The sequence below is a fragment of the Micromonospora sp. LOL_021 genome, from assembly GCF_048060215.1.
Classification (GTDB): domain Bacteria; phylum Actinomycetota; class Actinomycetes; order Mycobacteriales; family Micromonosporaceae; genus Micromonospora_E.
In genome coordinates this window covers 39,533-61,293 of the sequence record NZ_JBHMIN010000007.1, presented here as the reverse complement: position 1 = coordinate 61,293, position 21,761 = coordinate 39,533, and the positions used below count along the sequence as shown (strand labels likewise).

Here is a 21,761-nt window from a genome sequence, read left to right as displayed (position 1 = left end):
GGGCGGCGGCGCGGGTGGCCGGGCGATTCGACGGTACTGTCACGGACTCCACAAGACGAGCTCCTTCGGGCGTCATCGCCACGAAATACCAGCACACCGACGCTACGTGCACAATCACTTACACAGCGACGACTATCACTACTCAACTGATCGAACACTTCATACTCAACTGCGATGCGTGACTGGCCCTTCCCCCTTGGCAACCGTTCTATATGCTCCCCTGCCATGGGCCTGTGGAGCTTCGTAGGACGGTCCGAAGAGCTCGACCGGCTGTTCGCCGCCGCCACCGACGGCGGTCGCGGCCTGATCCTCAGCGGCTCCGCCGGGATCGGCAAGAGCCGGCTGTTGCGTGAAGTCGTAGGTAGACTGCCGACCGAGACCTACGCGGTCTGGTTCGCCTCGGGCAGCGTCAGCGCCGCTGGCCTGCCGTTCGCCGGCCTAGCCCAGGTGCTCCCGGCGGACCAGCCACCCGGGTTGTCCCCCTCGGCGCTGCTGCGGTGGGCCGTCGAGTCGCTGCGGCAACGGGCTGCGGGCCGACCGATCGTGCTCGCCATCGACGACGCGCATCTGCTCGACCCCTCCTCGGCGGCGGTGACGAACCTGATCGCCCGCTCCGGTCAGGCCACTGTGCTGGGTACGCTGCTCAGCGGCGAGCCGGTGCCGCTGCCGATCCGGGCACTGTGGGCCGACGATCTGGTGGTACACGACGAGCTGGCGCCACTGGACGTCGTCGACAGCACTGGCCTGCTGATGGAACTGCTCGGTGGGCCGCTGGACCCGGCCTCGGCCGAACGGCTGTGGCGGCTGTCCGAGGGAAACCCGCTGCTGCTGCGGGAACTCGTCATCGCCGCCCAGTCCGGGCAGGAGCTGACCCAGACGTACGGGGTGTGGCGGTGGACCGGCCGGCTGGAGCTGGCACCGAGCCTGACCGACCTGATCGACACCCGGATCGGCCAGCTCAGCCCGTCGGTCCGCGGCGTCGTCGAGCTGGTGGCGTTCGGCCAGCCCATCGGGCTGCGACTGCTGCTGCGGACCAGCCGGCACTCCGACGTGGAGGCCGCCGAGGAACGAGGGCTGATCCGGGTCGACATCGACGACCGCCGGCAGGACGTGCACATGGCCCATCCGCTGTACGGCGAGGTGGTACGCCGCCGGTGCCCGGTCACCCGGGCGCAGCGGCTGCAGGCGCAGCTCGCCTCACTCGTGGACGGAGTCGGGGCACGGCGCCGGGAGGATCTGCTGCGGGTCGCCGTCTGGCGGCTCGAGTCGAACACCGCCGACGACCCGGCGATGCTGCTCAACGCGGCCGGCCGGGCGTTCGCCGGGTACGACGTTCCACTGGCCGACCGGCTGGCCGGCCGAGCGTTCGACGCCGGCGGCGGGTTCGACGCCGCCGAGCTGTGGGCGACCATCCTGATGTTCCGCGACGAGCCGGAGCGGGCTCTGACCACCATCGAGGCGGTCCGCGACGAGGTCACCACCGACGAACGACGCAGCCGCTGGTTGATGGTGCTGGGACTGGTCGCCTACTGGGGGCTCGGCAACGAGTCGACGCTGGAGGACCTGGCGGCCGGTGCCCGCGAGCTGACCGACCCGGCCGAGCGGGTCCGGGTCGACTCATTCGAGGCGATCATGCGGCTGCACCGGCTGGAGTGTGACGCCGCGCTGCGGCTGGCACACGCCGTACTCGACCGGCCGGCGGCCAGTCACGCCGCCCACGGGCTGGCCCAGTGCACCATCGCCCACCTGCAGGCCGCGCAGGGTGACCTGACCGGCAGCGGCCGGGCCATCGCCCGGGTCGAGGCCGACGCCCCGCACTGGCGTACCGAACTTCCCTACCTGCAGTTGGCGCTGGAACTCGCCCGCGGCACCCGGCTGGTGCTCGCCGGCGACCTGTCCGGGATCGAGGCGATCGTCGCCGAGGAGTTCGCCGACCTGGCCGACGCCGGTGACTTCCGGCTCGGGTCCGGTTACCTGTCGGTGATCCGGGCGCAGGCCGCCCGGCTGCGCGGCCGGCTCGACGACGCGCTGCGACACAGCCTGCAGGCGTGCGCCACGCTGGCCACCGGCCGGGTGTACGCCGGGCTGGCCCACGCCGAACGCGCACACGCCGCAGCCCTGCGCGGCGAGGCCGCCCAGGCCGCCGCGGCGATGGCCGACTCAGACCGGGCGCAGACCCCCGGCATGGCCATCCTGTACCCGTGGCGGGAGCAGGCGCGCTGCTGGGTGACGGTCGCCGAGGGGGACGTCACCGGCGCGGTCGGCATGCTGCGGGAGCTGGCGGCCCGGCTGCGTACCGACGGTTTCGCCGGCCACGAGGTGATGGTGCTGCACGACCTGGTCCGGCTGGACCGGGCCGACCTGGCGGTGGACCGGCTGACCGAGCTCGCCAAGGTGGTCGAGGGCCCCCTGCCGCCGCTGGTCCTGCGCCAGGCGCAGGGCGCCGCCAACGGACCGTACGGTGCCCTGCTGCGCGCCGCCAGCGGCTTCGCCGGCCTCGGGCTGCACCTGTTCGCCGCCGAGTCCGCCGCGATGGCGGTACGGCGGCAGCGGCTGGCCCGGTCGCCGGTCACCGGACAGACCAACGTGCTGCTCGGCCGGTCGCTCGGCCAGTGCGTCGACGTGCGTACCCCGGCGTTGCTGGCCGGCCGGCCCAACCTGACGGACCGGGAGCAACAGGTGGCGAGACTGGCGGCAGCCGGCGTGGCCAGCCGGGAGATCGCGCAGCGGTTGTTCCTGTCGCCCCGCACCGTGGAGAACCATCTGCAACGGGCGTACGGCAAGCTCGGCGTGACCGGGCGTGTCGAGCTGGCCGAGGCGGTGCGCGCCCTGCCCGAGGAGCCGGGGCCACCGGGCCAGGCCGGACCGCACCGGCCGGGCGGCCGTACAGTAGCCAGGTGACCAGCTCCAGCCCCGCTCTGCTGACCGACCACTACGAGCTGACCATGCTCGCCGCCGCGTTGGCCGACGGCAGCGCGCACCGGCACTGCGTGTTCGAGGTCTTCGCCCGGCGGCTGCCGACCGGTCGTCGGTACGGTGTGGTGGCCGGCACCGGTCGGCTGGTCGACCTGATCCGGGACTTCCGCTTCGACGCGGAGACCGTCCGCCACCTGCGGGACCGCGCGGTGGTCGACGCCGACACCGCACAGTGGCTGACCGACTACCGGTTCACCGGGGACGTCGACGGGTACGCCGAGGGAGAGTTGTACTTCCCGAACTCGCCGATCCTCACCGTCTCCGGCACGTTCGCCGAGTGCGTCCTGCTGGAAACCCTGGTGCTGTCGGTGCTGAACCACGACTGCGCGATCGCGGCGGCGGCGGCGCGGGCGGTGACCGCGGCTCGCGGCCGCCCGGTGATCGAGATGGGCTCCCGGCGCACCCACGAGGAGGCCGCGGTGGCGGCTGCCCGGGCCGCGTACCTGACCGGTTTCGCGGCCACGTCCAACCTGGCGGCGGGTGCCCGGTACGGCATCCCGACGGCGGGCACCTCGGCGCACGCGTTCACCCTGCTGCACGACGACGAACGGGCCGCGTTCGCGTCCCAGGTGGCCACGCTCGGGCGGGACACCACGCTGCTGGTCGACACCTACAGCATCAGCCAGGGCATCCGTAACGCGATCGAGGTCGCCGGGCCGGACCTACGGGCGATCCGGATCGACTCCGGTGACCTGTCGGTCCTGGCACAACAGTCCCGGGAACTGCTGGACTCGCTCGGTGCCACCGAGACCAAGATCATCGTTTCCGGTGATCTCGACGAGTACGCGATCGCCTCGCTCGCCGCCGAGCCGGTCGACATGTACGGCGCCGGCACCGCCGTGGTGACCGGTTCCGGCGCGCCGACCGCCCGGCTGGTCTACAAGCTGGTCGAGGTCGACGGTCGGCCGGTGGTCAAGCGCTCCGAGAACAAGGCCACCGTCGGGGGCCGGAAGGTAGCGGTACGCCGGCACAAGCCGACCGGCACCGCTACCGAGGAGATCGTCGTCTCGCAGGGGGTGCCGGACCGGGTCAACGGCGACCGGGTGCTGCAACGGTCCTTTGTCGCCGCCGGCGAGGCGCTGGCCCGGCCGCCGCTCGACGAGTCCCGGGAGCACCTGCGCCGCTGCCTGATCTCGATACCGTGGGAAGGGCTGAAACTGTCCGCCGGAGATCCGGCCATCCCGGTGACCGTCGTGCCCGCCGGCCAGTGACCGCCTGGCCGTGACCGGCGCGACCGGGAGCGGCCGGTGACCGCCCGTTCAGAAGTCAGAAGCAGGAGGACGACGACCATGCACCGGGCACTGATCATCGTTGACGTACAGAACGACTTTTGTGAAGGCGGCTCACTCGCTGTGGGCGGCGGCACCGACGTGGCGGCGGCGATCTCCCGGACCGTTGCCGAGGCGCCGCAGCGGCGGTGGCGGCACGTGGTGGCGACCAAGGACTACCACGTCGACCCCGGCGGGCACTTCGGTGACCCGCCGGACTTCGTCGACACCTGGCCGGCGCACTGTGTGGTGGGCACCGGCGGGGACGGGTTCCATCCCGGGCTGGCCACCGATCGGATCGAGGCGGTCTTCCGTAAGGGTCAGTACGCGGCGGCCTACTCGGGCTTCGAGGGTCACACCGACGACGGCACCGGCCTGGCCGACTGGCTGCGGGAACGCGGGATCACCGGGGTCGACGTGGTCGGCATCGCCACCGACCACTGCGTACGGGCGACCGCGCTGGACGCCGCCCGGGCCGGCTTCGACACCACCGTGCTGCTCGACCTGACCGCCGGGGTGGCCCGGGACACCACCGAGGTGGCGGTGGACGCGATGCGGGCCGCCGGGGTCACATTGACCGGCTCCCCGGTGCTGCGTCCGGCCTGACCAGCCGCCGGTCTGACCCGCCGGCCGTGGTCGGACCGGATGTCGGGCTTGCGGTGCGGATATCGGCTGGCCGGCGTCGTACCCGGCGGGCATGATGCCTGCCGGAGGTAACACCGCCCGATGAACCTGACTCCTTACCGGGAGGCGCTCGCGCTGCCCGGGGTGACCCGGCTACTCGCCCTGTCGGTGCTGGCCCGGATGCCGAACACCGCCGCCGGGGTGGCGCTGACCCTGTACGTCGTGCTGGACCTGGGCCGGGGGTACGCCGCAGCTGGTCTGGCCGGTACCGCGTTGACCGTCGGGGCCGCGACTGGCGCGCCCGTGCTGGGCCGGCTGGTCGACCGGCGCGGGTTACGTCCGGTGCTGGCTGTCTCGATCGCCGCCCAGGGCGTCTTCTGGGCCGTGGCGCAGGCGCTGCCGTACCCCGCGTTGCTGGTCGCCGCGGTCGTCGCCGGTCTGCTCAGCCTGCCGGTGTTCTCGGTGATCCGGCAGTCGCTGGCCGCGCTGGTGCCGGCGGAGCAGCGCCGTCCGGCGTACGCCCTGGACTCGATGTCGGTCGAGCTGTCGTTCATGGTCGGCCCGGCGCTGGCGGTGCTGCTCGCCACCTCGGTCTCCCCCCGGATCGCGGTGGTCGCGGTCGGCGCCGGCCTGGTCGCCGCCGGGCTGGCGCTGTTCGTCGTCGACCCGCCGATCCGCGCCCGGCACGAGGAGCCGGAGCGGGCTGGCGTCCGGATCGCCCGGCGGTACTGGCTGACCCCGCAGCTGCTCGGGGTGCTCGCGGTCGGCGCAGCGTCGACGCTGGTGCTCGGCGGCACCGACGTGGCGTTGATCGCCGCGCTGCGGGACAGCGACCAGTTGGTTTGGACCAGCGTCGTACTCGCCGGCTGGGGGGCGTATTCACTGGTCGGCGGGTTCGCCTACGGTGCCACCCGGCGTGCGGTGCCGCCGGTCGGGTTGATGGTGATACTGGCGGTCGCCACCATTCCGGTCGGCCTCGGGGCCGGGCACTGGTGGACGCTGGGGCTGGCCCTGGCCCCGGCCGGGCTGCTCTGCGCGCCGACGATCGCCGCCACGTCCGACGCGGTCGCCCGGCTGGCCCCGGCGGCGGTACGCGGCGAGGCGATGGGTCTGCACGGTTCGGCGTTGACCGTGGGCATGGCCGTCGGGGCACCGTTGACCGGTGCGGTGATCGACGCCAGTACGCCGACGTGGGGTTTCGTGGCGATCGGCGCGGCGGGGCTGCTGCTGGCGCTGCCGATGGTCGTCATGCAGTCGCGCCGCCGGCCGGCACCGGACCGGGTGCCGGCCCTGCGGTGACGAGGCTCCCGCACACACGACGCGACCCCGGGCGATGCGATGTCGTCCGGGGTCGCGTCGTAGGCCGATCGTGGGTCAGCGCCGGCTGGCGGGTCAGCGCCGGTCGACGTTGCTGGCGGTGTCCTCCTGGTACGTGGCACCGCCGTCAGACTCGCTGGTCAGCGGCTTGGCACCGCCCTCCGGCGGGCCGGCAACCGAGTGGTGGCCGGCGGCCAGCTCCGGGAACTTCAGGTCGAACGCCGGCCGCTCGGAGCGGATCCGGGGCATCCGGTCGAAGTTACGCAGCGGCGGCGGGCAGCTCGTCGCCCACTCCAGCGAGTTCCCGTGGCCCCACGGGTCGTCGACCTCGACCAGCGGTCCGGCCTTGTACGACTTCCACACGTTGTACAGGAACGGCAGGGTGGAGATGCCGGTGACGAACGAGCCGACCGTGGAGATCATGTTCAGCGTGGTCCAGCCGTCGATCGCCTGGTAGTCGGCGTACCGGCGGGGGAAGCCCTCGGCACCGAGCCAGTGCTGCACCAGGAAGGTGGTGTGGAAGCCGACGAAGGTCAGCCAGAAGTGCACCCGGCCCAGCCGCTCGTCGAGCATCCGTCCGGTGAACTTCGGAAACCAGAAGTAGATGCCGCCGAACACCGCGAACACGATCGTGCCGAACAGCACGTAGTGGAAGTGGGCGACGACGAAGTACGAGTCCGAGACATGGAAGTCGATCGGCGGGCTGGCCAGCAGCACACCCGACAGACCGCCGAAGAGGAAGGTGACCAGGAAGCCGATCGACCAGAGCATCGGCGTCTCGAAGCTGATCTGCCCCCGCCACATGGTGCCGATCCAGTTGAAGAACTTCATGCCGGTCGGCACGGCGATCAGGAAGCTCAGGAAGCTGAAGAAGGGCAGCAGCACCGCGCCGGTGGCGAACATGTGGTGTGCCCAGACGCTCATCGACAGCGCGGCGATCGCGATCGTGGCGGCCACCAGGCCCTTGTAGCCGAAGATCGGCTTGCGGGAGAAGACCGGGATGATCTCGCTGATGATGCCGAAGAACGGCAGCGCGACGATGTACACCTCGGGGTGGCCGAAGAACCAGAACAGGTGCTGCCACAGCAGCGGCCCACCGGTCTCCGGTGCGTACACGTGGGCACCGAGCATCCGGTCGGCGGCGAGCGCGAACAGCGCGGCGGCCAACAGCGGGAAGACCATGATCACCAGGAGGCTGGTGACCAGGATGTTCCAGGTGAAGATCGGCATCCGGAACATGGTCATGCCCGGCGCACGCAGGGTCAGGATCGTGGTGATCATGTTGACCGCGCCGAGGATGGTGCCCAGACCGGAGATCGCCAGGCCGACGATCCACATGTTGGCGCCGACGCCCGGGGAGTGCTCGACGCTGCTCAGCGGGGTGTACGCGAACCAGCCGAAGTCGGCGGCGCCGCCCGGGGTGAGGAAGCCGCCCATCGCCAAGGTGCCGCCGAACAGGTACAGCCAGTAGGCGAAACTGTTCAGCCGGGGAAAGGAAACATCCGGCGCGCCGATCTGGATCGGCGTAACGTAGTTGGCGAAGGCGAACACGATCGGCGTCGCGAAGAACAGCAGCATGATCGTGCCGTGCATGGTGAACAGCTGGTTGTACTGCTCCGGGGAGAGGAACTGCATCCCCGGCTGGGCCAGCTCCGCACGCATGATCAGGGCCATCAGGCCACCGATCATGAAGAACGCGAAGGCGGTGATCATGTACATGATCCCGATCTGCTTCGCGTCGGTCGTGCGCAGCAGCCGCGCCATGGCCGAGCCGCGGACCGGCCTGCGGACCGGGAAGGGCCGGCTGGCGATCGGCTTCGGTGCGACGGTGGTCACGAATGGCCTCCGGTTCTCGTCAATCCCACGGCGCCCGGGTTGATGATCCGCTGGCCGTGCCTCGCAGGCAGGATAGTCCCCGTTCACCGCCGGTCCGCACGCCGGGTGCCCGGACGGCGGCGGGCCGCCGGGCAGTTCACACCGGGTCGAGTCACACCGGGTCGACGAGCAACCGGTAGTGCTCCTGGAAGATGGTGCCGCCCTTGGCGCGCAGCATCGGGTCACGCAGGACCGGGGCGACGTCGCGGGTCCGGTCCCGGTCCCGGGTCCGGTCCAGGACCCACTGGGTACGCGGCCGACGTCGGCTCTCGTACCTGGCGAGGGCTCCGGCGACCGACGTGGCGGCGCCCAACTCCTCGGCCAGGACCAGCGCGTCCTCGAACGCCATCGCCGCCCCCTGGGACAGGGTCGGTGCGGTGGCGTGGGCGGCGTCCCCGACGAGCACCACGTTGCCCCGGGACCAGCCGCTCAGCTCGACCTCGTCGGTGACGGCCACCTGTACCTTCTCCACCGCGTCGAGGACCGCTGGCACCGGCCCGCCGTAGTCGCCGAGGAGCTGGTGAAGCCGGACCAACGGGTCGGCGGGCGGGGCGGAGCCGGCCGGCAGCGGCTCGTCGGCGTAGAGGTAGACCCGGCCGTAGCCCATCGGGGCGAGCGCGATGCCGGACCGTTGCCCGAGCAGTGCCGTCCACTCGGTGATCTCCGGACCGCCGCTGACCACGCTGCGGTAGGCGATCTGGCCGACCGGGTGCGGCGCGCCGCCGATCTCGGCCAGTCGACGGACCGCCGACCGGCGCCCGTCCGCTCCGACGACCAGGTCGTACTCGGCGTAGGAGCCGTCGCCGAAGGCGACCTTGGTGGTCTCGTCGCCGACCTCCACGTCGCACACCTCGGTGTGGTACCGCACCTCCCCGCCGGCACCGGTGAGCAGCACCTGGTGCAGGTCCGCGCGGGGCAACGCCCGACACTGCCCGACCCCCTGCCACAGCTGTTCCAGATCGACCGAGCACAGCTCGGCGCCGGTGGCGTCGAGGAATCGCTGCCGCCGGACCACCGCGCCGAGCGGGCGTAACGGATTGTCCAGACCAAGCTCACGCAGCGCGCGGATGGCATTGCCGGGCAGGAAGATCCCGGCGCCGGCGACGACGGTCGGGGCCAGCTTCTCCACCAGCTCGGGCCGGATGCCGGCCAGCCGCAGCGCCCGGGCGGCGGCCAGCCCGGCGACGCTGGCACCGACGATGAGCACGCGCACGGGTGGTTGAGCCATGGTCCGCGCCGCCTCCGGGGGAATAGACACTCATTGAAGCCAAGAGACTACTGCCGGCAACGCTGCCCGCGGTAGGCCCATCCCGCCCTGTTCGCTCCGCGCGAATGCCACCAGCCACGGCACCGGGCAACATCCACCGGTGGAAATCTTAACGGCTCACCGGTGCCGGCGGGACCCTCAGCGCTGCACCCTCGCCCCACCGCCGCCAGCGAGCGCGGCCACCTCCTTGAGGCTGGCCGTCGAGGTGTCCCCGGGGGTGGTCATCGCCAGCGCTCCATGCGCGGCACCGTACTCCACCGCGACCGCCAGGTCGCCCAGCTCCAACAGGCCGTAGACCAGGCCGGACGCGAAGCTGTCACCACCGCCGACCCGGTCCAGGATCTCCAGGCCCGGCCGGTGGGTGGCGGACACGAACCCGGTCGGTGCCGACCAGGCGACCGCACCCCAGTCGTTCACCGTCGCGGACCGCACCGTACGCAGCGTCGTCGCCACCACCTTGAAGTTCGGGTACGCCCCGGTCACCTCAGTGATCATCCGCTGGAAGTTGGCGACCTCCAGTTCGGTGAGGCTCTCGTCGGTGTCCGGCACGGCGAACCCGAGACTCGCGGTGAAGTCCTCCTCGTTGCCGATCATGACGTCGACGTAGCCGGCCAGCCGCCGGTTGACCTCCTGCGCCCGGGACTGTCCACCGACCGCCTGCCACAGGCTGGGCCGGTAGTTCAGGTCGTAGGAGATGATCGTGCCGTGCCGGCGGGCCGCCGCCATCGCCGCCTCGATCGTGTCCGGCGTGGTCTTCGACAGGGCCGCGTAGATGCCGCCGGTGTGCAGCCAACGCACGCCGAGCGTGCCGAACAGGTGGTCCCAGTCGACGTCCTCGGGCCGCAGCTGGCTGGCCGCGCTGTTTGCCCGGTCGGAGGTGCCGATCGCGCCGCGCACCCCGAAGCCGCGCTCGGTGAAGTTGAGCCCGTTGCGGACGCTGCGGCCGATCCCGTCGTACGGCAGCCAACGCACGTACGCGGTGTCGACGCCGCCCTGCAGCACCAGATCCTCCAGCAGGCGACCGACCTCGTTGTCGGCGAACGCGGTGACGACCGCGCTACGCAGGCCGAAGCAGCGGCGCAGCCCCCGCGCGACGTTGTATTCGCCGCCGCCCTCCCACGCCCGGAAGCTGCGGGCGGTGCGCACCCGTCCCTCCCCCGGGTCCAGCCGCAACATGACCTCGCCGAGCGAGACCAGATCGTAGCGGCAGTCGGCGGCCGGCCGGGGATGCAGCGGGGCGCGGTCGTCGGGGTGCTGTTCGGCCATCTCACGACTCCTCAGTCAAACGGTCGGACCGGTCCTGATCGCGGTCGAACCGGTCCTTGTCAAGGTCGGTTTCCACGTCGGGTCGGACCGGTCAGTCGGCGGCGCGGGCAGCGGCGACCGCGGCCGCGGTCAGCCGGGTCACCTCGGCCCAGTCGCCGACGTCGAGCAGGCGGGGGGCGACCATCCAGGTGCCGCCGACGGCGAGGACCGCCGGGTGGGCCAGGTAGTCCGCGACGTTGGCGGGGCTCACCCCGCCGGTCGGGATGAACCGCACCGACCGGAACGGCGCGGCGAGCGCGGACACCATGCCCACGCCGCCGAGCTGTTCGGCCGGGAAGAACTTGACCGTGTCCAGCCCGGCGTCGAGGGCCATCTGGATCTCGGTGGCGCTGGACACCCCGGGGAAGACCGGCAGGTCGAGCTCCTGGCAGCGGCGGACGACGGCGGGTCCGAAGCCAGGGCTGACCACGAACCGGGCGCCGGCTTCGACCGCCCGGTCGACCTGTTCGACGGTGAGCACGGTGCCGGCGCCGACCAGCATGCCGGGGTGCCCGGCCATCGCCGCGATGGCGTCCGCCGCCGCTGGGGTGCGGAAGGTCACTTCGGCGGTACGCAGCCCGCCGACGAGCAGCGCCTCGGCCAGTGGCGCGGCACCGGCCGGATCGGCCAGGACGACCACCGGAAGGATCCGCCCCGCACCGATCACCGAGACGACGTCGCCGCCGTCGTGCGCGCCCCGGTCAACCTCGCGGCCAGCCGACCCACGTTCAGCATCATGAACACCAGTCACGTATGTGACCATACCCGGTGGCGCATCGCTGTCAACAAGCACCGGGCTGGCTAGAGTGACCGCCATGGCGGCTCAGGAGGGTTTCCAGCCGGTGAAGTCCGCCGGCCGGACGTTGGAGGTACTGGAGGCACTGGCCGCCACCACCGACCGCCGGTCCCTCGGCGAACTGGCGCGGGTCCTGCAGATCCCGAAAAGCAGCCTGCACGGAATCCTGCGCACGATGATGCATCGCGGCTGGGTCGAGACCGATCCCACCGGCACCCGGTTCGGCCTGGGCGTACGGGCGCTGCAGGTGGGCGCGGCGTACCTGGCCGCCGACAACGCCGTCAGCCTGCTCGACGGCGTGCTCGACGCGCTGGCCGGGCAGTTCGGTGAGACCGTCCATCTCGGCCGACTGGACGGCCCGCACGTGGTCTACCTGGCCAAGCGCGAGTCGGTGCACCCGCTGCGGCTGTACAGCGCGATCGGCCGACACCTGCCGGCGCACGCCACCGCGCTGGGCAAGGCGCTGCTCGCCGAACATCCGGACGACACCGTCGACCAGTTGCTGAGCTGGCCGTTGCGCCGGATGACCCGGCACACCATCACCGACCCGGCCGCCCTGCGCGCCGCGCTGGGCGAGGTCCGCGCCCAGGGCTGGGCCGTCGACCGGGAGGAGAACACCGAGGGGATCGTCTGCCTGGCGATGGCGATGCCACTGCGCCGGCCGGCCGCCGACGCGATCAGCCTGTCCGTTCCGGCGACCCGGATCGACGCCGCCGCCGAGGCTCGGATGGTCGAGGCACTGCGGGCCGCCGCCGACCAGGTGGCCGCCGCCCGCAGGCTGATCTCCCACTGACTCTTTTCACGCCCGTCGATATGATCTACCGTGATGGGAGCGCTCCCGCGACGTTGGTTCCTACCCACCGTCTCCACGGTCTAAGGAGAACCAATGAGACGTCCGATCCGCGCCGCCGCCGCAGCCATCCTGCTGCTCACCGGCGGCCTCGTCACCGTGGTCGCCGCCACACCGGCCCAGGCCGACACACTGATCTGTGAGCAGTACGGCAGCACCACCATTCAGGGTCGCTACGTGGTGCAGAACAACCGCTGGGGCACCACCGCCGAACAGTGCATCAACGTGACCGACAACGGCTTCTCGGTGACCTCGCAGCAGGGCAGCTCGCCGACCAACGGCGCACCGGTGTCGTACCCGTCGATCTTCTACGGCTGCCACTACACCAACTGCTCCCCCGGCACCAACCTGCCGGTCCAGGTGAGCCGGATCAGCAGCGCACCGACCAGCATCAACTACCAGTACGTCGGCAACGGGACGTACAACGCCTCGTACGACATCTGGCTCGACCCGACCCCGCGCACCAACGGTGTCAGCCAGATGGAGATCATGATCTGGTTCCACCGGCAGGGCTCCATCCAGCCGATCGGCTCACCGGTCGGCAACGCCACCGTCGCCGGCCGCAGCTGGCAGGTCTGGACCGGCAGCAACGGGTCCAACAATGTGGTGTCCTACCTGGCCCCGTCGTCGATCACCAGTTGGAGCTTCAACGTGCTCGACTTCATCGCCGACGTCCGGGCCCGGGGACAGATCACCAACTCCTGGTATCTGACCAGCGTCCAGGCCGGCTTCGAGCCGTGGAACGGCGGCGTCGGCCTCGGAGTGAACTCCTTCTCCGGCTCGGTCTCCACCGGCGGCGCGCCGCCGACCACCGCGCCCCCGACCAGTCAGCCGCCTGGTGGTGGCGGGTGCCGGGTCAGCTACACGGCGAACACCTGGAACACCGGCTATACCGCCGACGTACGCGTCACCAACACCGGTGGCGGCACCATCAACGGCTGGACGTTGGCCTACCAGCTGCCGGCCGGGCAGACGGTCGGCAACTCGTGGAACGCCACCGTCACGCAGAGCGGATCTTCGGTGACCGCCCGCAATGTTGGCTGGAACGGCACGCTGGCCCCCGGGGCGACCGCCTCGTTCGGTTACCAGGCCAGCTACAGCGGTAGCTACTCCTCGCCGAGCAGCTTCACCCTCAACGGCACCACCTGCACCACCGGCTGATCCACGGACACCGGGGCCGGCCACGGTGGGGGTGAACCTCCACCGGGGTCGGGTCCGCAGCACTCAGGGCCCTTTGGCCTCAGTCGCGCAGGGCGTCGACTGCGGCCATCTCCTCGGCGGAGAGGGTGAAGCCGAAGACGTCGGCGTTGCTGCGGATCCGTTCCGGGGTAACCGACTTGGGAATCACCACGATGCCGTGCTGGATGTGCCAGCGCAGCACCACCTGGGCGGGGCTCACCCGGTGGGCGGCGGCGACCCGCACCAGCACCGGGTCGTCGAGGTCGGTGTTCTTGAACGGGCTGTATCCCTCCAGCACCACCCCGCGATCACGGTGCTCGGCCACCGTACGCGGATCGTGCATCGCCGGCGCCCACGGCACCTGATTGACCGCCGGCACCACCCCGGTCCGCTCGATCAGTTCGTCGATCTGGTCGAGGCCGTAGTTGGAGACACCGATCGCCCGAACCGCACCGGTGTCCCGGTGGGCGACGAACTCGCGCCAGGTCGGCACGCCCGCACCACCGCCCGGTGGCCAGTGGACCAGCCACAGGTCGACGTACTCGGTGCCCAGCGCGGCCAGGCTCGCGGCCAGTGTCTCCGCCTCCCGCCCGACCCGCTCAGGCGGCAGCTTGGTGGTGACGAAGATCTCGTCCCGGGCGATTCCGCTGTCCTTGATCGCCCGGCCGACCTCGGCCTCGTTGCCGTACATCGTGGCGGTGTCGACGTGCCGGTAGCCAGCGTCCAACGCCGCTCGGACCGCCCGGTACCCGGCGTCGCCCGACGCCTGCCAGGTGCCGAACCCCAGCAGCGGCATCCCGGACCCGGACGGCAGAGTTGCCACGGCTTGCTCACCATGCGTTGCCATCCTCCCCGCCTACCCCCTTCGACCTGCCCGTATTCCTTGTCCGGATGACTCATCGTCCGGTAGCCGACAGACCCTACCGCCGTCTACGACAAGGGCACATGCTGTTCACCGCGCGTACATTCGTCGTTACCACCCCACCGCTGGTGGTGGTTCCCGCCTGGGCCGACGGCCCGGCCGGAGATTGACCAGGACGGAAGAATGAGCAGTATCAGCACCGCCCACGCGGCCATGGCAAGGATCCCGGTCGCGGACCGGCCGTCGGCCGGACAACTCACCGAACGCACGCCCGCCGACCTGTGGCACATGGCCCGAGCCGTACTCGATGCCAACTGGTCGCGCAACCACACCGTGCCGTCGCGCACCCTCTACCCGCACCAGTGGAGCTGGGACGCGGCGTTCATCGCGATCGGCCTGGCCCGGATCGACCCCGACCGGGCCTGGCACGATCTGCGCAGCCTGTTCCTGGCGCAGTGGCCGGACGGACGGGTCCCGCACATCGTCTTCGACCCCGACGTCGCCGAACGCGACTACTTCCCCGGACCGGGATTCTGGCAGGTGCCGCTGCGCCGGCCCGGGCACCCGGACGGCACCGGCATCGTCCAGCCACCCGCCCACGCCCTCGCGGTCTGGGAGATCTACCAACGGGCACCGGGACCACAGGCGGAAACTGAGCTTCGCTGGTTCTACCCACGGCTGGTCGCCGCCCAGGACTATCTGTCGAACTGTCGCGACGCCACCGGGGACGGGTTGGCCAGCATCGTGCACCCCTGGGAGTCCGGCCTGGACAACAGCCCGGCCTGGGATGCGGCGCTGGCCGCCGTACCGGCCGACCTCGGCGTGCTCGTCGGGCGGCAGCGGCACGACAACCGGGTGGCCGCGGCGGCCCACCGGCCGACCGACGAGGACTACGCCCGGTTCGTCGCGCTGGCGCTGGCGTACCGCGACGGCGGCTACCGGGACGACGAGCTCGCCGCGCGCCACGATTTCGTGGTCGAGTGTCCGACCTTCAACGCGTTGCTGGCCGCCGCCGAACACGCGCTCGCCCGGATCGCCGCCGTGATCGGCGCCGACCCGGCGGTCCACCTGGACCGAGCCGCGCGGATCACCCGGGCGGTAGACGACCAACTGTGGAACCCGCAGACCGGCATGTACCACGCCCGGGATGTCCGGACCGGACGGCTCAGTCCGGCACGCTGCGTGAGCGGACTGGTCCCGCTGATCCTGCCCGGCCTACCGCCAGATCGAGTCGCAGCGTTGGTGGCGACGGCCGAGTCGCACCGGTTCGGGCTGTCTGCGTCGATGCCAGTGGCCAGCTACGACCGCTCCGCCGCCGACTTCGACCCGGTGCGCTACTGGCGCGGACCGGTGTGGATCAACATCAACTGGCTGCTCCGCCGGGGACTTCGGGAGCATGGCCATCTGGATCAGGCCGAGACGCTGCGTGACGCGATGCTGGAACTGGTCCGCCGGTCCGGCTACTACGAGTATTTCCACCCGGAGACCGGCGCCGGGGTCGGCTCAGCGGCTTTCAGCTGGACTGCGGCGCTGGTGCTCGATCTGCTTGGCGAAGGGACGGTTCCGCCGGCCAGCGGTCCGGTCGATTAGCCCTTACCCGGTAGTAGGGTAAGCCGTGTCGACCAGCGCCGATCCGACAGTCTGCCCGATACCAATACCCATTCGGCTGACCACCCGCAGATACCGATGATTCTGCCATAAGCCCCAAACCAGACAGAAAACGGTTGCTGAACGACGAAATTCTCACTGCTCGTAGCTGTCTTCGCACATTGCGGTCGAGTCGGCCGTACGGTGCGCGACTGACGGCCTCACGGATGGTTCCGGCCCGCCGGCAGGGCATCTATCTTCCCTGCCGGCGGGCCGCACGAACGACGCGATCCTGCGCACTCGACGCTGTCCGCTGTAATTCGCTGCTACCGCCAGGGGGGTGGGCGATGCAACCTGCACACAAAGCCGTACGGCGACCCGCACAGGACGCCGTACGCCGGAAGCGACGGCTCGACGGGGCACTGCTCCGATCAGCCATCACCGTATTGATGCTCGTACCCGTCTGCGTGCTGTTCACGCAGCTGTGGCGCGGCACCTCGGCGGACATCGCCTTCGCCGAACGCGAACGCGAGGGCGTGGCGTATCTCGGCGCGCTGAACGAGTTGACCGTGGCCCTGGTCGACGCACAGTCGGCGGCCGTCGCCGGCCAGCCGGTCAACGACGAGGCGCTGCTTCGGGCCCTCGACGCGGTCACCGAGGTCGACCAGCGGATCGGCGCGTCACTACGGGCCCAGCAACGGTGGGCGACGCTGCGCTCCGCCGTGGAATCCCTGTCGGACCGGCAGTTCAGCCGGCCGGCCGAAGCCTTCGACGCGTACCGCCAGGCCACCGACCTGCTGCTGGCCCAGTACGACCGGATCCGGGAGAGCTCGAACCTGACGCGCGACCCGGAAGGCGACGCCTACCACCTGCAGGACGGTGCGGCCGAGGAGTTGCCGGAGGCGATCGTCGCCACCGGACGCTTCGCGGATCTCGCCGTGCTGCTGCCGACCCGGCCGGCGCAGGACCAACCACTGGCGTTGGTCGAGCTGATCAGCGCGGCCGGCGACGTGCTCTCTCCCGCCGGCGACCTGGCCGACAATGTCCAGGCCGCGGTGGAGAGCACCGACAGCCGGACGATGAGCAGCAACCTGCTCACCCAGGTCGACCGGTTCCGGCGCAGCATGGACACCATTGCCGCCGCCGCTGCCGCGCTGAAACCCGCAGATGTCGTCTCGGGGGACGGGTCCGCCGCACCGGGCGGCGGGGCAGCGCTGCCCGACCTGCAACCGCTCATCGAGCTCCGCGGCGATGCCCAGGTTGCCGCGGCCGAACTCACCGGCACCATGCTGGCCGAGCTGGACAATCTGATCACCGACCGGATCAGCACCCTGCAACGCGGCCAGTGGGTCTCGGTCGGCGCCCTGGTGGTGGCCTTCGCCCTGGCCGTAGCCCCGATGGTCATCGCCTACCTCGGCCAGCCCGCGTCGACCGCCGGCCAGCCCGGCACCGGTGCGGCCGGCCACGCCGGGACCGGCCACCCGCCGGGACCGGCCGAGCCCCGGCCGGACGCGGCGGACCAGCCGGCTCGCTGGCCGGAACTCGACCCGACTGCGCACGGCGGCGCGCCCGCCGACACCGCCGACCCGGGCACCGGACGATGGGGGCCGACCGTTGCTGCTCGATAGGCTCCGGATCCGGGGAAAACTGGCCCTGCTGGTCATGATCCCGCTGATCGCGGTCGCTGCCCTGACGGTGCCGATCGTGATCGACCGCGCCGCGCTGGCCGGCCGAGCCGCCGACACGGTCCGTACCGTGCAGACCGGTGGCCAGATCGGCTCGCTCGCCCAGGATCTGCAGCAGGAACGTCTGCTGGCGATCGGCTACCTGCTGGACAGCGTGGATCGGTCCCGACTGGTGTTGCAGGAGGCAACCGTCACCGACCGGGTGGCCGACATCCGGGCGGAGCTGGGGGGCCACCTCGGCACCGAACTGACCGCAGCGGTCGACACTGTCGACGACCTCGCCGAGGTCCGGTCCGCAGTACGCGACCGCACGGCAACCAGCGACCAGGTGATGGCCGCGTACGGCGATCTCATCGAGCGGTTGATCGACGGGTTGAAGCTGGTTGACTCGGCCGACGTCGCCACCCCGGAGGGACGCCAGATCGTAGCGTTGGACGCCGCGCTGCGGCTGGATGCCGCGATCAGCGCCGGAGCGACTCACATGCTGCTGGTGGTCGGATCCCGCGATCCGCAGTCCGCCAGCCGGTACGCGATGAGCCTGGTCGCCGCACAGGAGAACGCCGCTCGGTTCAGCCGATTCGCCACCGCCGACCAGGTGGCCCTCTACAGCCTGGTCGAGGAGGCACTCGATCAGCGGCTCGGCAGCGGGTTCACCGCCACCTCCCAGGCCGGCGCGCAGGACGGCTTTCCAGTCGACCCGACCCAGGCGTTGGCCGGCCTGTCCGTAACCACGCTGTTCCCGGCCCTGGAGTCGCTGATCGCCCTCGGCCGGTTCGTCGAACGCAAAATCGTTATCGACGTCACGGTCGACGTGACCCGGCGGCAGGAACAGATCCTCTTCATCGCGTACGGCGTGGTGGCCGGTGCGCTGCTGGTCCTGCTGGCGGTCGTCGCGTTGAGTCTGTACGTGGCCCGGTCGGTCGCCCAGCCGCTGGCCAGGCTTACCTCCTCGGCCGACCGTGTCGCCCGGATCGCCGAGGCGGAGCTGGTCCGGGTGGCCGATGACGAGTCGGAACGCCCCGACCCGGTGCGCCTCGACCCGGTCGAGGTTTCCGCCACCGACGAGATCGGCGACCTGGCCCGCGCCTTCGAACGGGTGCAGCAGACCGCCGCCCGGCTCGTCGAACGACAGGTGTCGAGCCGACGCAACGTGGCGCAGATGTTCGGCCACGTCGGACGGCGGACCCAGAACCTGGTGGGCCGCCAGTTGTCGATCATCGACCGGCTGGAGCGGGAGGAGACCGACCCGCGCCGGCTGCAGCATCTGTACCGGCTCGACCACGTCTCCAGCCGGCTGCGGCGCAACGCTGGCAGCCTGGTGGTGCTCTCCGGCGCGACCGGCACCGAGGAGCACATGGCCCCACTGCCGATCTCCGACGTCATCCGACTCGCTCTCGGCGAGATCGAGGACTACACCCGGGTCGACGTACAGGCACCGGCCGGGTACGCCCTTCAGCCGTCGGTCATCGCCGACATGGTGCTGCTGCTGGCCGAGCTGATGGAGAACGGTACCGTCTTCTCGCCACCGCACACCCGGGTGACCGTGACCGCCGGACCGCTCGATGACGGCCTGCGGGTCAGCGTCATCGACCGTGGGCTCGGGCTGTCTCCGGCACGACTGGCCGAGGAGAATGCCCGACTGACCCGACGGGAACGGCTCGACCTGGTACCGACCGAGGTCCTCGGCCTGTTCGTGGTCGGCCGACTCGCCCGCCGGCATGCGATGGAGATCGAACTGACCGCCACGCCGGGCGGTGGGGTCACGGTCACGGTCGACTTGGGGTCCGATCTGATCGTGCCGGCCACCGGCGCCCCTGGACCGGCCATGGCCACCGGTTCCACCAGCCAGTCGCCAGCGGTCGCGCCCACCGTCGCGCCGATACCCGGTACGGTCCCGGCCGAGGCGGTGTTGATCGGCACCGCACCGGGCGGACCGCCCGGGGACAGTCCAGCGGCCGCGACGCCGGCAACCGCCAGTGAGCGCCGACCGGAACGGACCGTCGCGCGGGCCAGCGTCCGCACCGGCGCACCGGACGGCTCCGGCGCCGGCTTCGACTCGTCAGCGGTGCAGCGGGCCACCCGGTCACTCGGCACCGGAACCCCGTGGAACGCGTTCGGCACGACGGTCGAACCGGCCGGGGCACCGGAGCAGCCGGCGGCGGCGCCCGCCGCCGAGCCGGTGGGACGTGGACCGCTGCGGCAGCGCGTTCCCGGCGCCCAGCATCCGGTCGGCGGCGGACCGGCGGCGCTCAGCGACACACCCGCCGACCCGATCGCCGCACGAGCGCTGCTGGAGGAATTCGAGGCCGGGGTACGGCGGGCACAGCAAGCGGTGGCGCAGGACCCGGCGGTCGTCAGGTCGGACCGCCTCACTCAGCGGGTGCCCGGGGCGAGCCTGCCCGACCCGCCCCCGGTTAGCACATCCGCCGGCAACAGCCAGTCCTGGCCACCGGACCCGCAGCGGGCCAAGGAGTCCCTGGACGAGTTTGAAACGGGCGTTCAGCGCGCGCTCACCGAGATCACCACCACCTTTCAGCACGGCAGCAAAGGAACCGACGGATGAACAGTCCCTACACGCCGGACACTGCGGAACGCCCGACGACCCCGGCCGGCAACGGCAATGGCTCGCTGAGCGCCGAAGCGCAGACCTTCAACTGGTTGCTGGACTCGTTCACCTCCAGCACAGCCGGTGTCCGCGAAGCCATCGCGGTCTCCTCTGACGGACTGCTGATGGCCATGTCCGGGATTCAGGACCGGGCCAACGCCGAGCGGCTGGCGGCGGTGGTGTCCGGCATGACCAGCCTGGCCGGTGGCGCGGCGAACTGGTACTCACTCGGCACGCTGAACCGGGTGGTGGTCGACATGGCCGACGGCTACCTGCTGGTCAGCTCGATCAGCTCCGGATCGGTGCTGGGGGTGATCGCCGACCGCTCGGCCAGCCTTGGCACCGTCGCCTACGAGATGACCCTGTTCGCCGGGCGCGCCGGCGGCCCGCTCACTCCCCGGCTGATCGCCGAGTTGAAGAACTCCGTCCAGTCGTGACCCGACCGCCGTACGGGGCGGACGAGCCGGTCGATCCGCAGCCGCGGATCCGCCCCTACCTGCGTACCCCGCCGTCGGGTGACACCCCGGCGGCGGGTGGGGGTTCGCCCGGCGTCGGCGGGTCCGACGGCGGCGGGCCGGACCGGTCGGACGGCGACGCCGCGCCGACGACGCTGCGGCCGTTCGTGCTGACCGCCGGTCGGGTTACCGGGGCGGACCCGGACATCAACCTCGAGACGCAGGTGACCGCCCGGGTACCGGACCTGTTCGACCCCGGCCCCTCGGGAGCCAGCCTGGCCCCTGAACTGCGGGCGATCATCGCGCTCGCCGCCGACCCGATCTCCGTCGCGGAACTGTCCGCCCGGCTGGGGCTGCACCTGGGGGTGACCCGGGTACTCGTCGGCGACCTCCGCGCCTCCGCCCATCTCGACGTCCACGTACCCGACGTCGACGCCCCTGCCGATGCCGACACCATCCTGCGAGTGATCCGTGGACTACGTGCCATCTCCTGACCGTCCGACCGCCGGACCGCCCCCGACAGCCCGGCACCGGGCTGCACCCCGGACCGCTCCGATCCCGGTCAAGATCGTCGTGGCGGGTGGCTTCGGGGTCGGCAAGACCACCACCGTCGGGGCCATCTCCGAGATCGCCCCGCTCACCACTGAGGCGGAGATGACCACCGTCTCCGTCGGGGTCGATGACCCCGGCCCGGAGTCCGGCAAGACCACCACGACCGTCGCGATGGACTTCGGCTGTGTCACGATCGACCGGAGTCTGAAGCTGTACCTGTTCGGCACCCCGGGTCAGACCCGCTTCGGGTTCATGTGGGACGACCTGGCCCGGGGGGCGTTGGGCGCACTGGTCGTGGTGGACAGCTCACGCCTGGACGACTGCTACCCCGCCGTTGACTACTTCGAGCGGGCCGGACTGCCGTTCGTGGTGGGAGTAAATACCTTCCACGGCCGCCTTGGTCATAGCATTGACGAGGTCAGGTGGGCGTTGGCGACCGGCCCGGCCGTTCCGGTCGTCGCGTACGACGCCCGCGACCGGCTGTCGGTCCGAGACGCCCTGCTGGTGGTCCTGGACCGGGCGCTGGACCGAGCGGTACGGAGTCAGCCATCCTGAGGC

17 protein-coding genes are annotated in these 21,761 nt (G+C 71.2%); 12 read left to right on the top strand and 5 right to left on the bottom strand.

The genetic code is table 11. The annotated features are described in order from the left end of the window. The first annotated feature begins 225 nt into the window (after nucleotides 1-225). From ACFHWT_RS07485 to ACFHWT_RS07470, 4 genes are all read left to right on the top strand, one after another. Nucleotides 226-2,901 (top strand): LuxR C-terminal-related transcriptional regulator, encoded by a 2,676-nt coding sequence (locus ACFHWT_RS07485; protein ID WP_416593843.1) that lies wholly within the window; start codon nucleotides 226-228, stop codon nucleotides 2,899-2,901. After that, complete coding sequence (locus tag ACFHWT_RS07480; protein WP_416593842.1) at nucleotides 2,898-4,187, top strand: nicotinate phosphoribosyltransferase; 1,290 nt, start codon at nucleotides 2,898-2,900, stop codon at nucleotides 4,185-4,187. The genes ACFHWT_RS07485 and ACFHWT_RS07480 overlap by 4 nt, the downstream gene beginning before the upstream one ends. Before the next feature lie 78 nt (nucleotides 4,188-4,265). After that, a complete protein-coding gene (locus ACFHWT_RS07475; protein ID WP_416593841.1) occupies nucleotides 4,266-4,850 on the top strand; it encodes a nicotinamidase in 585 nt (194 codons plus the stop codon). Nucleotides 4,851-4,970: 120 nt separating this feature from the next. Continuing rightward, a complete protein-coding gene (locus tag ACFHWT_RS07470; protein WP_416593840.1) occupies nucleotides 4,971-6,167 on the top strand; it encodes an MFS transporter in 1,197 nt (398 codons plus the stop codon). A gap of 93 nt (nucleotides 6,168-6,260) precedes the next feature. Here the strand turns inward: ACFHWT_RS07470 and ctaD are convergent, their stop codons facing one another. From ctaD to eda, 4 genes are all read right to left on the bottom strand, one after another. After that, nucleotides 6,261-8,021, bottom strand: a complete 1,761-nt coding sequence (ctaD, locus tag ACFHWT_RS07465; protein ID WP_416593839.1) for a cytochrome c oxidase subunit I — start codon at nucleotides 8,019-8,021, stop codon at nucleotides 6,261-6,263. Between the two features lie 151 nt (nucleotides 8,022-8,172). After that, the gene (locus ACFHWT_RS07460; protein WP_416593838.1) at nucleotides 8,173-9,288 is read right to left on the bottom strand and encodes an FAD-dependent monooxygenase; all 1,116 of its coding nucleotides are present in this window, start codon (nucleotides 9,286-9,288) and stop codon (nucleotides 8,173-8,175) included. 177 nt (nucleotides 9,289-9,465) lie between these two features. Beyond that, the gene (locus ACFHWT_RS07455; RefSeq protein ID WP_416593837.1) at nucleotides 9,466-10,593 is read right to left on the bottom strand and encodes a sugar kinase; all 1,128 of its coding nucleotides are present in this window, start codon (nucleotides 10,591-10,593) and stop codon (nucleotides 9,466-9,468) included. Nucleotides 10,594-10,684: 91 nt separating this feature from the next. After that, nucleotides 10,685-11,383: a bifunctional 4-hydroxy-2-oxoglutarate aldolase/2-dehydro-3-deoxy-phosphogluconate aldolase gene (gene eda, locus ACFHWT_RS07450; RefSeq protein ID WP_416593836.1), complete on the bottom strand. Its 699-nt coding sequence runs from the start codon at nucleotides 11,381-11,383 to the stop codon at nucleotides 10,685-10,687. Between the two features lie 64 nt (nucleotides 11,384-11,447). Here eda and ACFHWT_RS07445 point away from each other — a divergent pair, with 64 nt between their 5' ends. Then, entirely contained in the window at nucleotides 11,448-12,221 is a 774-nt protein-coding gene (locus ACFHWT_RS07445; protein ID WP_416593835.1) for an IclR family transcriptional regulator, read from the top strand. A gap of 93 nt (nucleotides 12,222-12,314) precedes the next feature. After that, the gene (locus tag ACFHWT_RS07440) at nucleotides 12,315-13,439 is read left to right on the top strand and encodes a GH12 family glycosyl hydrolase domain-containing protein (RefSeq protein WP_416593834.1); all 1,125 of its coding nucleotides are present in this window, start codon (nucleotides 12,315-12,317) and stop codon (nucleotides 13,437-13,439) included. A gap of 79 nt (nucleotides 13,440-13,518) precedes the next feature. On the opposite strand, the gene ACFHWT_RS07435 is transcribed toward ACFHWT_RS07440, so the two are convergent. Next, nucleotides 13,519-14,253, bottom strand: a complete 735-nt coding sequence (locus ACFHWT_RS07435; protein WP_416593924.1) for an aldo/keto reductase — start codon at nucleotides 14,251-14,253, stop codon at nucleotides 13,519-13,521. Nucleotides 14,254-14,502: 249 nt separating this feature from the next. On the opposite strand from ACFHWT_RS07435, the gene ACFHWT_RS07430 reads away from it, so the two are divergent. From ACFHWT_RS07430 to ACFHWT_RS07405, 6 genes are all read left to right on the top strand, one after another. Beyond that, on the top strand, nucleotides 14,503-15,909 hold the full coding sequence (locus ACFHWT_RS07430; RefSeq protein ID WP_416593833.1) for an MGH1-like glycoside hydrolase domain-containing protein: 1,407 nt from the start codon (nucleotides 14,503-14,505) through the stop codon (nucleotides 15,907-15,909). Between the two features lie 446 nt (nucleotides 15,910-16,355). Next, complete coding sequence (locus tag ACFHWT_RS07425; RefSeq protein WP_416593832.1) at nucleotides 16,356-17,534, top strand: hypothetical protein; 1,179 nt, start codon at nucleotides 16,356-16,358, stop codon at nucleotides 17,532-17,534. Between the two features lie 34 nt (nucleotides 17,535-17,568). Next, a complete protein-coding gene (locus ACFHWT_RS07420; RefSeq protein WP_416593831.1) occupies nucleotides 17,569-20,154 on the top strand; it encodes a nitrate- and nitrite sensing domain-containing protein in 2,586 nt (861 codons plus the stop codon). Next, nucleotides 20,151-20,633, top strand: coding sequence for a roadblock/LC7 domain-containing protein (locus ACFHWT_RS07415; RefSeq protein ID WP_282234176.1), 483 nt, complete (start codon nucleotides 20,151-20,153; stop codon nucleotides 20,631-20,633). Before ACFHWT_RS07420 ends, ACFHWT_RS07415 begins: the two co-directional genes overlap by 4 nt. After that, nucleotides 20,630-21,145, top strand: a complete 516-nt coding sequence (locus ACFHWT_RS07410) for a DUF742 domain-containing protein (protein WP_416593830.1) — start codon at nucleotides 20,630-20,632, stop codon at nucleotides 21,143-21,145. Before ACFHWT_RS07415 ends, ACFHWT_RS07410 begins: the two co-directional genes overlap by 4 nt. Beyond that, a complete protein-coding gene (locus tag ACFHWT_RS07405; protein ID WP_416593829.1) occupies nucleotides 21,123-21,758 on the top strand; it encodes a GTP-binding protein in 636 nt (211 codons plus the stop codon). Before ACFHWT_RS07410 ends, ACFHWT_RS07405 begins: the two co-directional genes overlap by 23 nt. Nucleotides 21,759-21,761 lie beyond the last annotated feature (3 nt).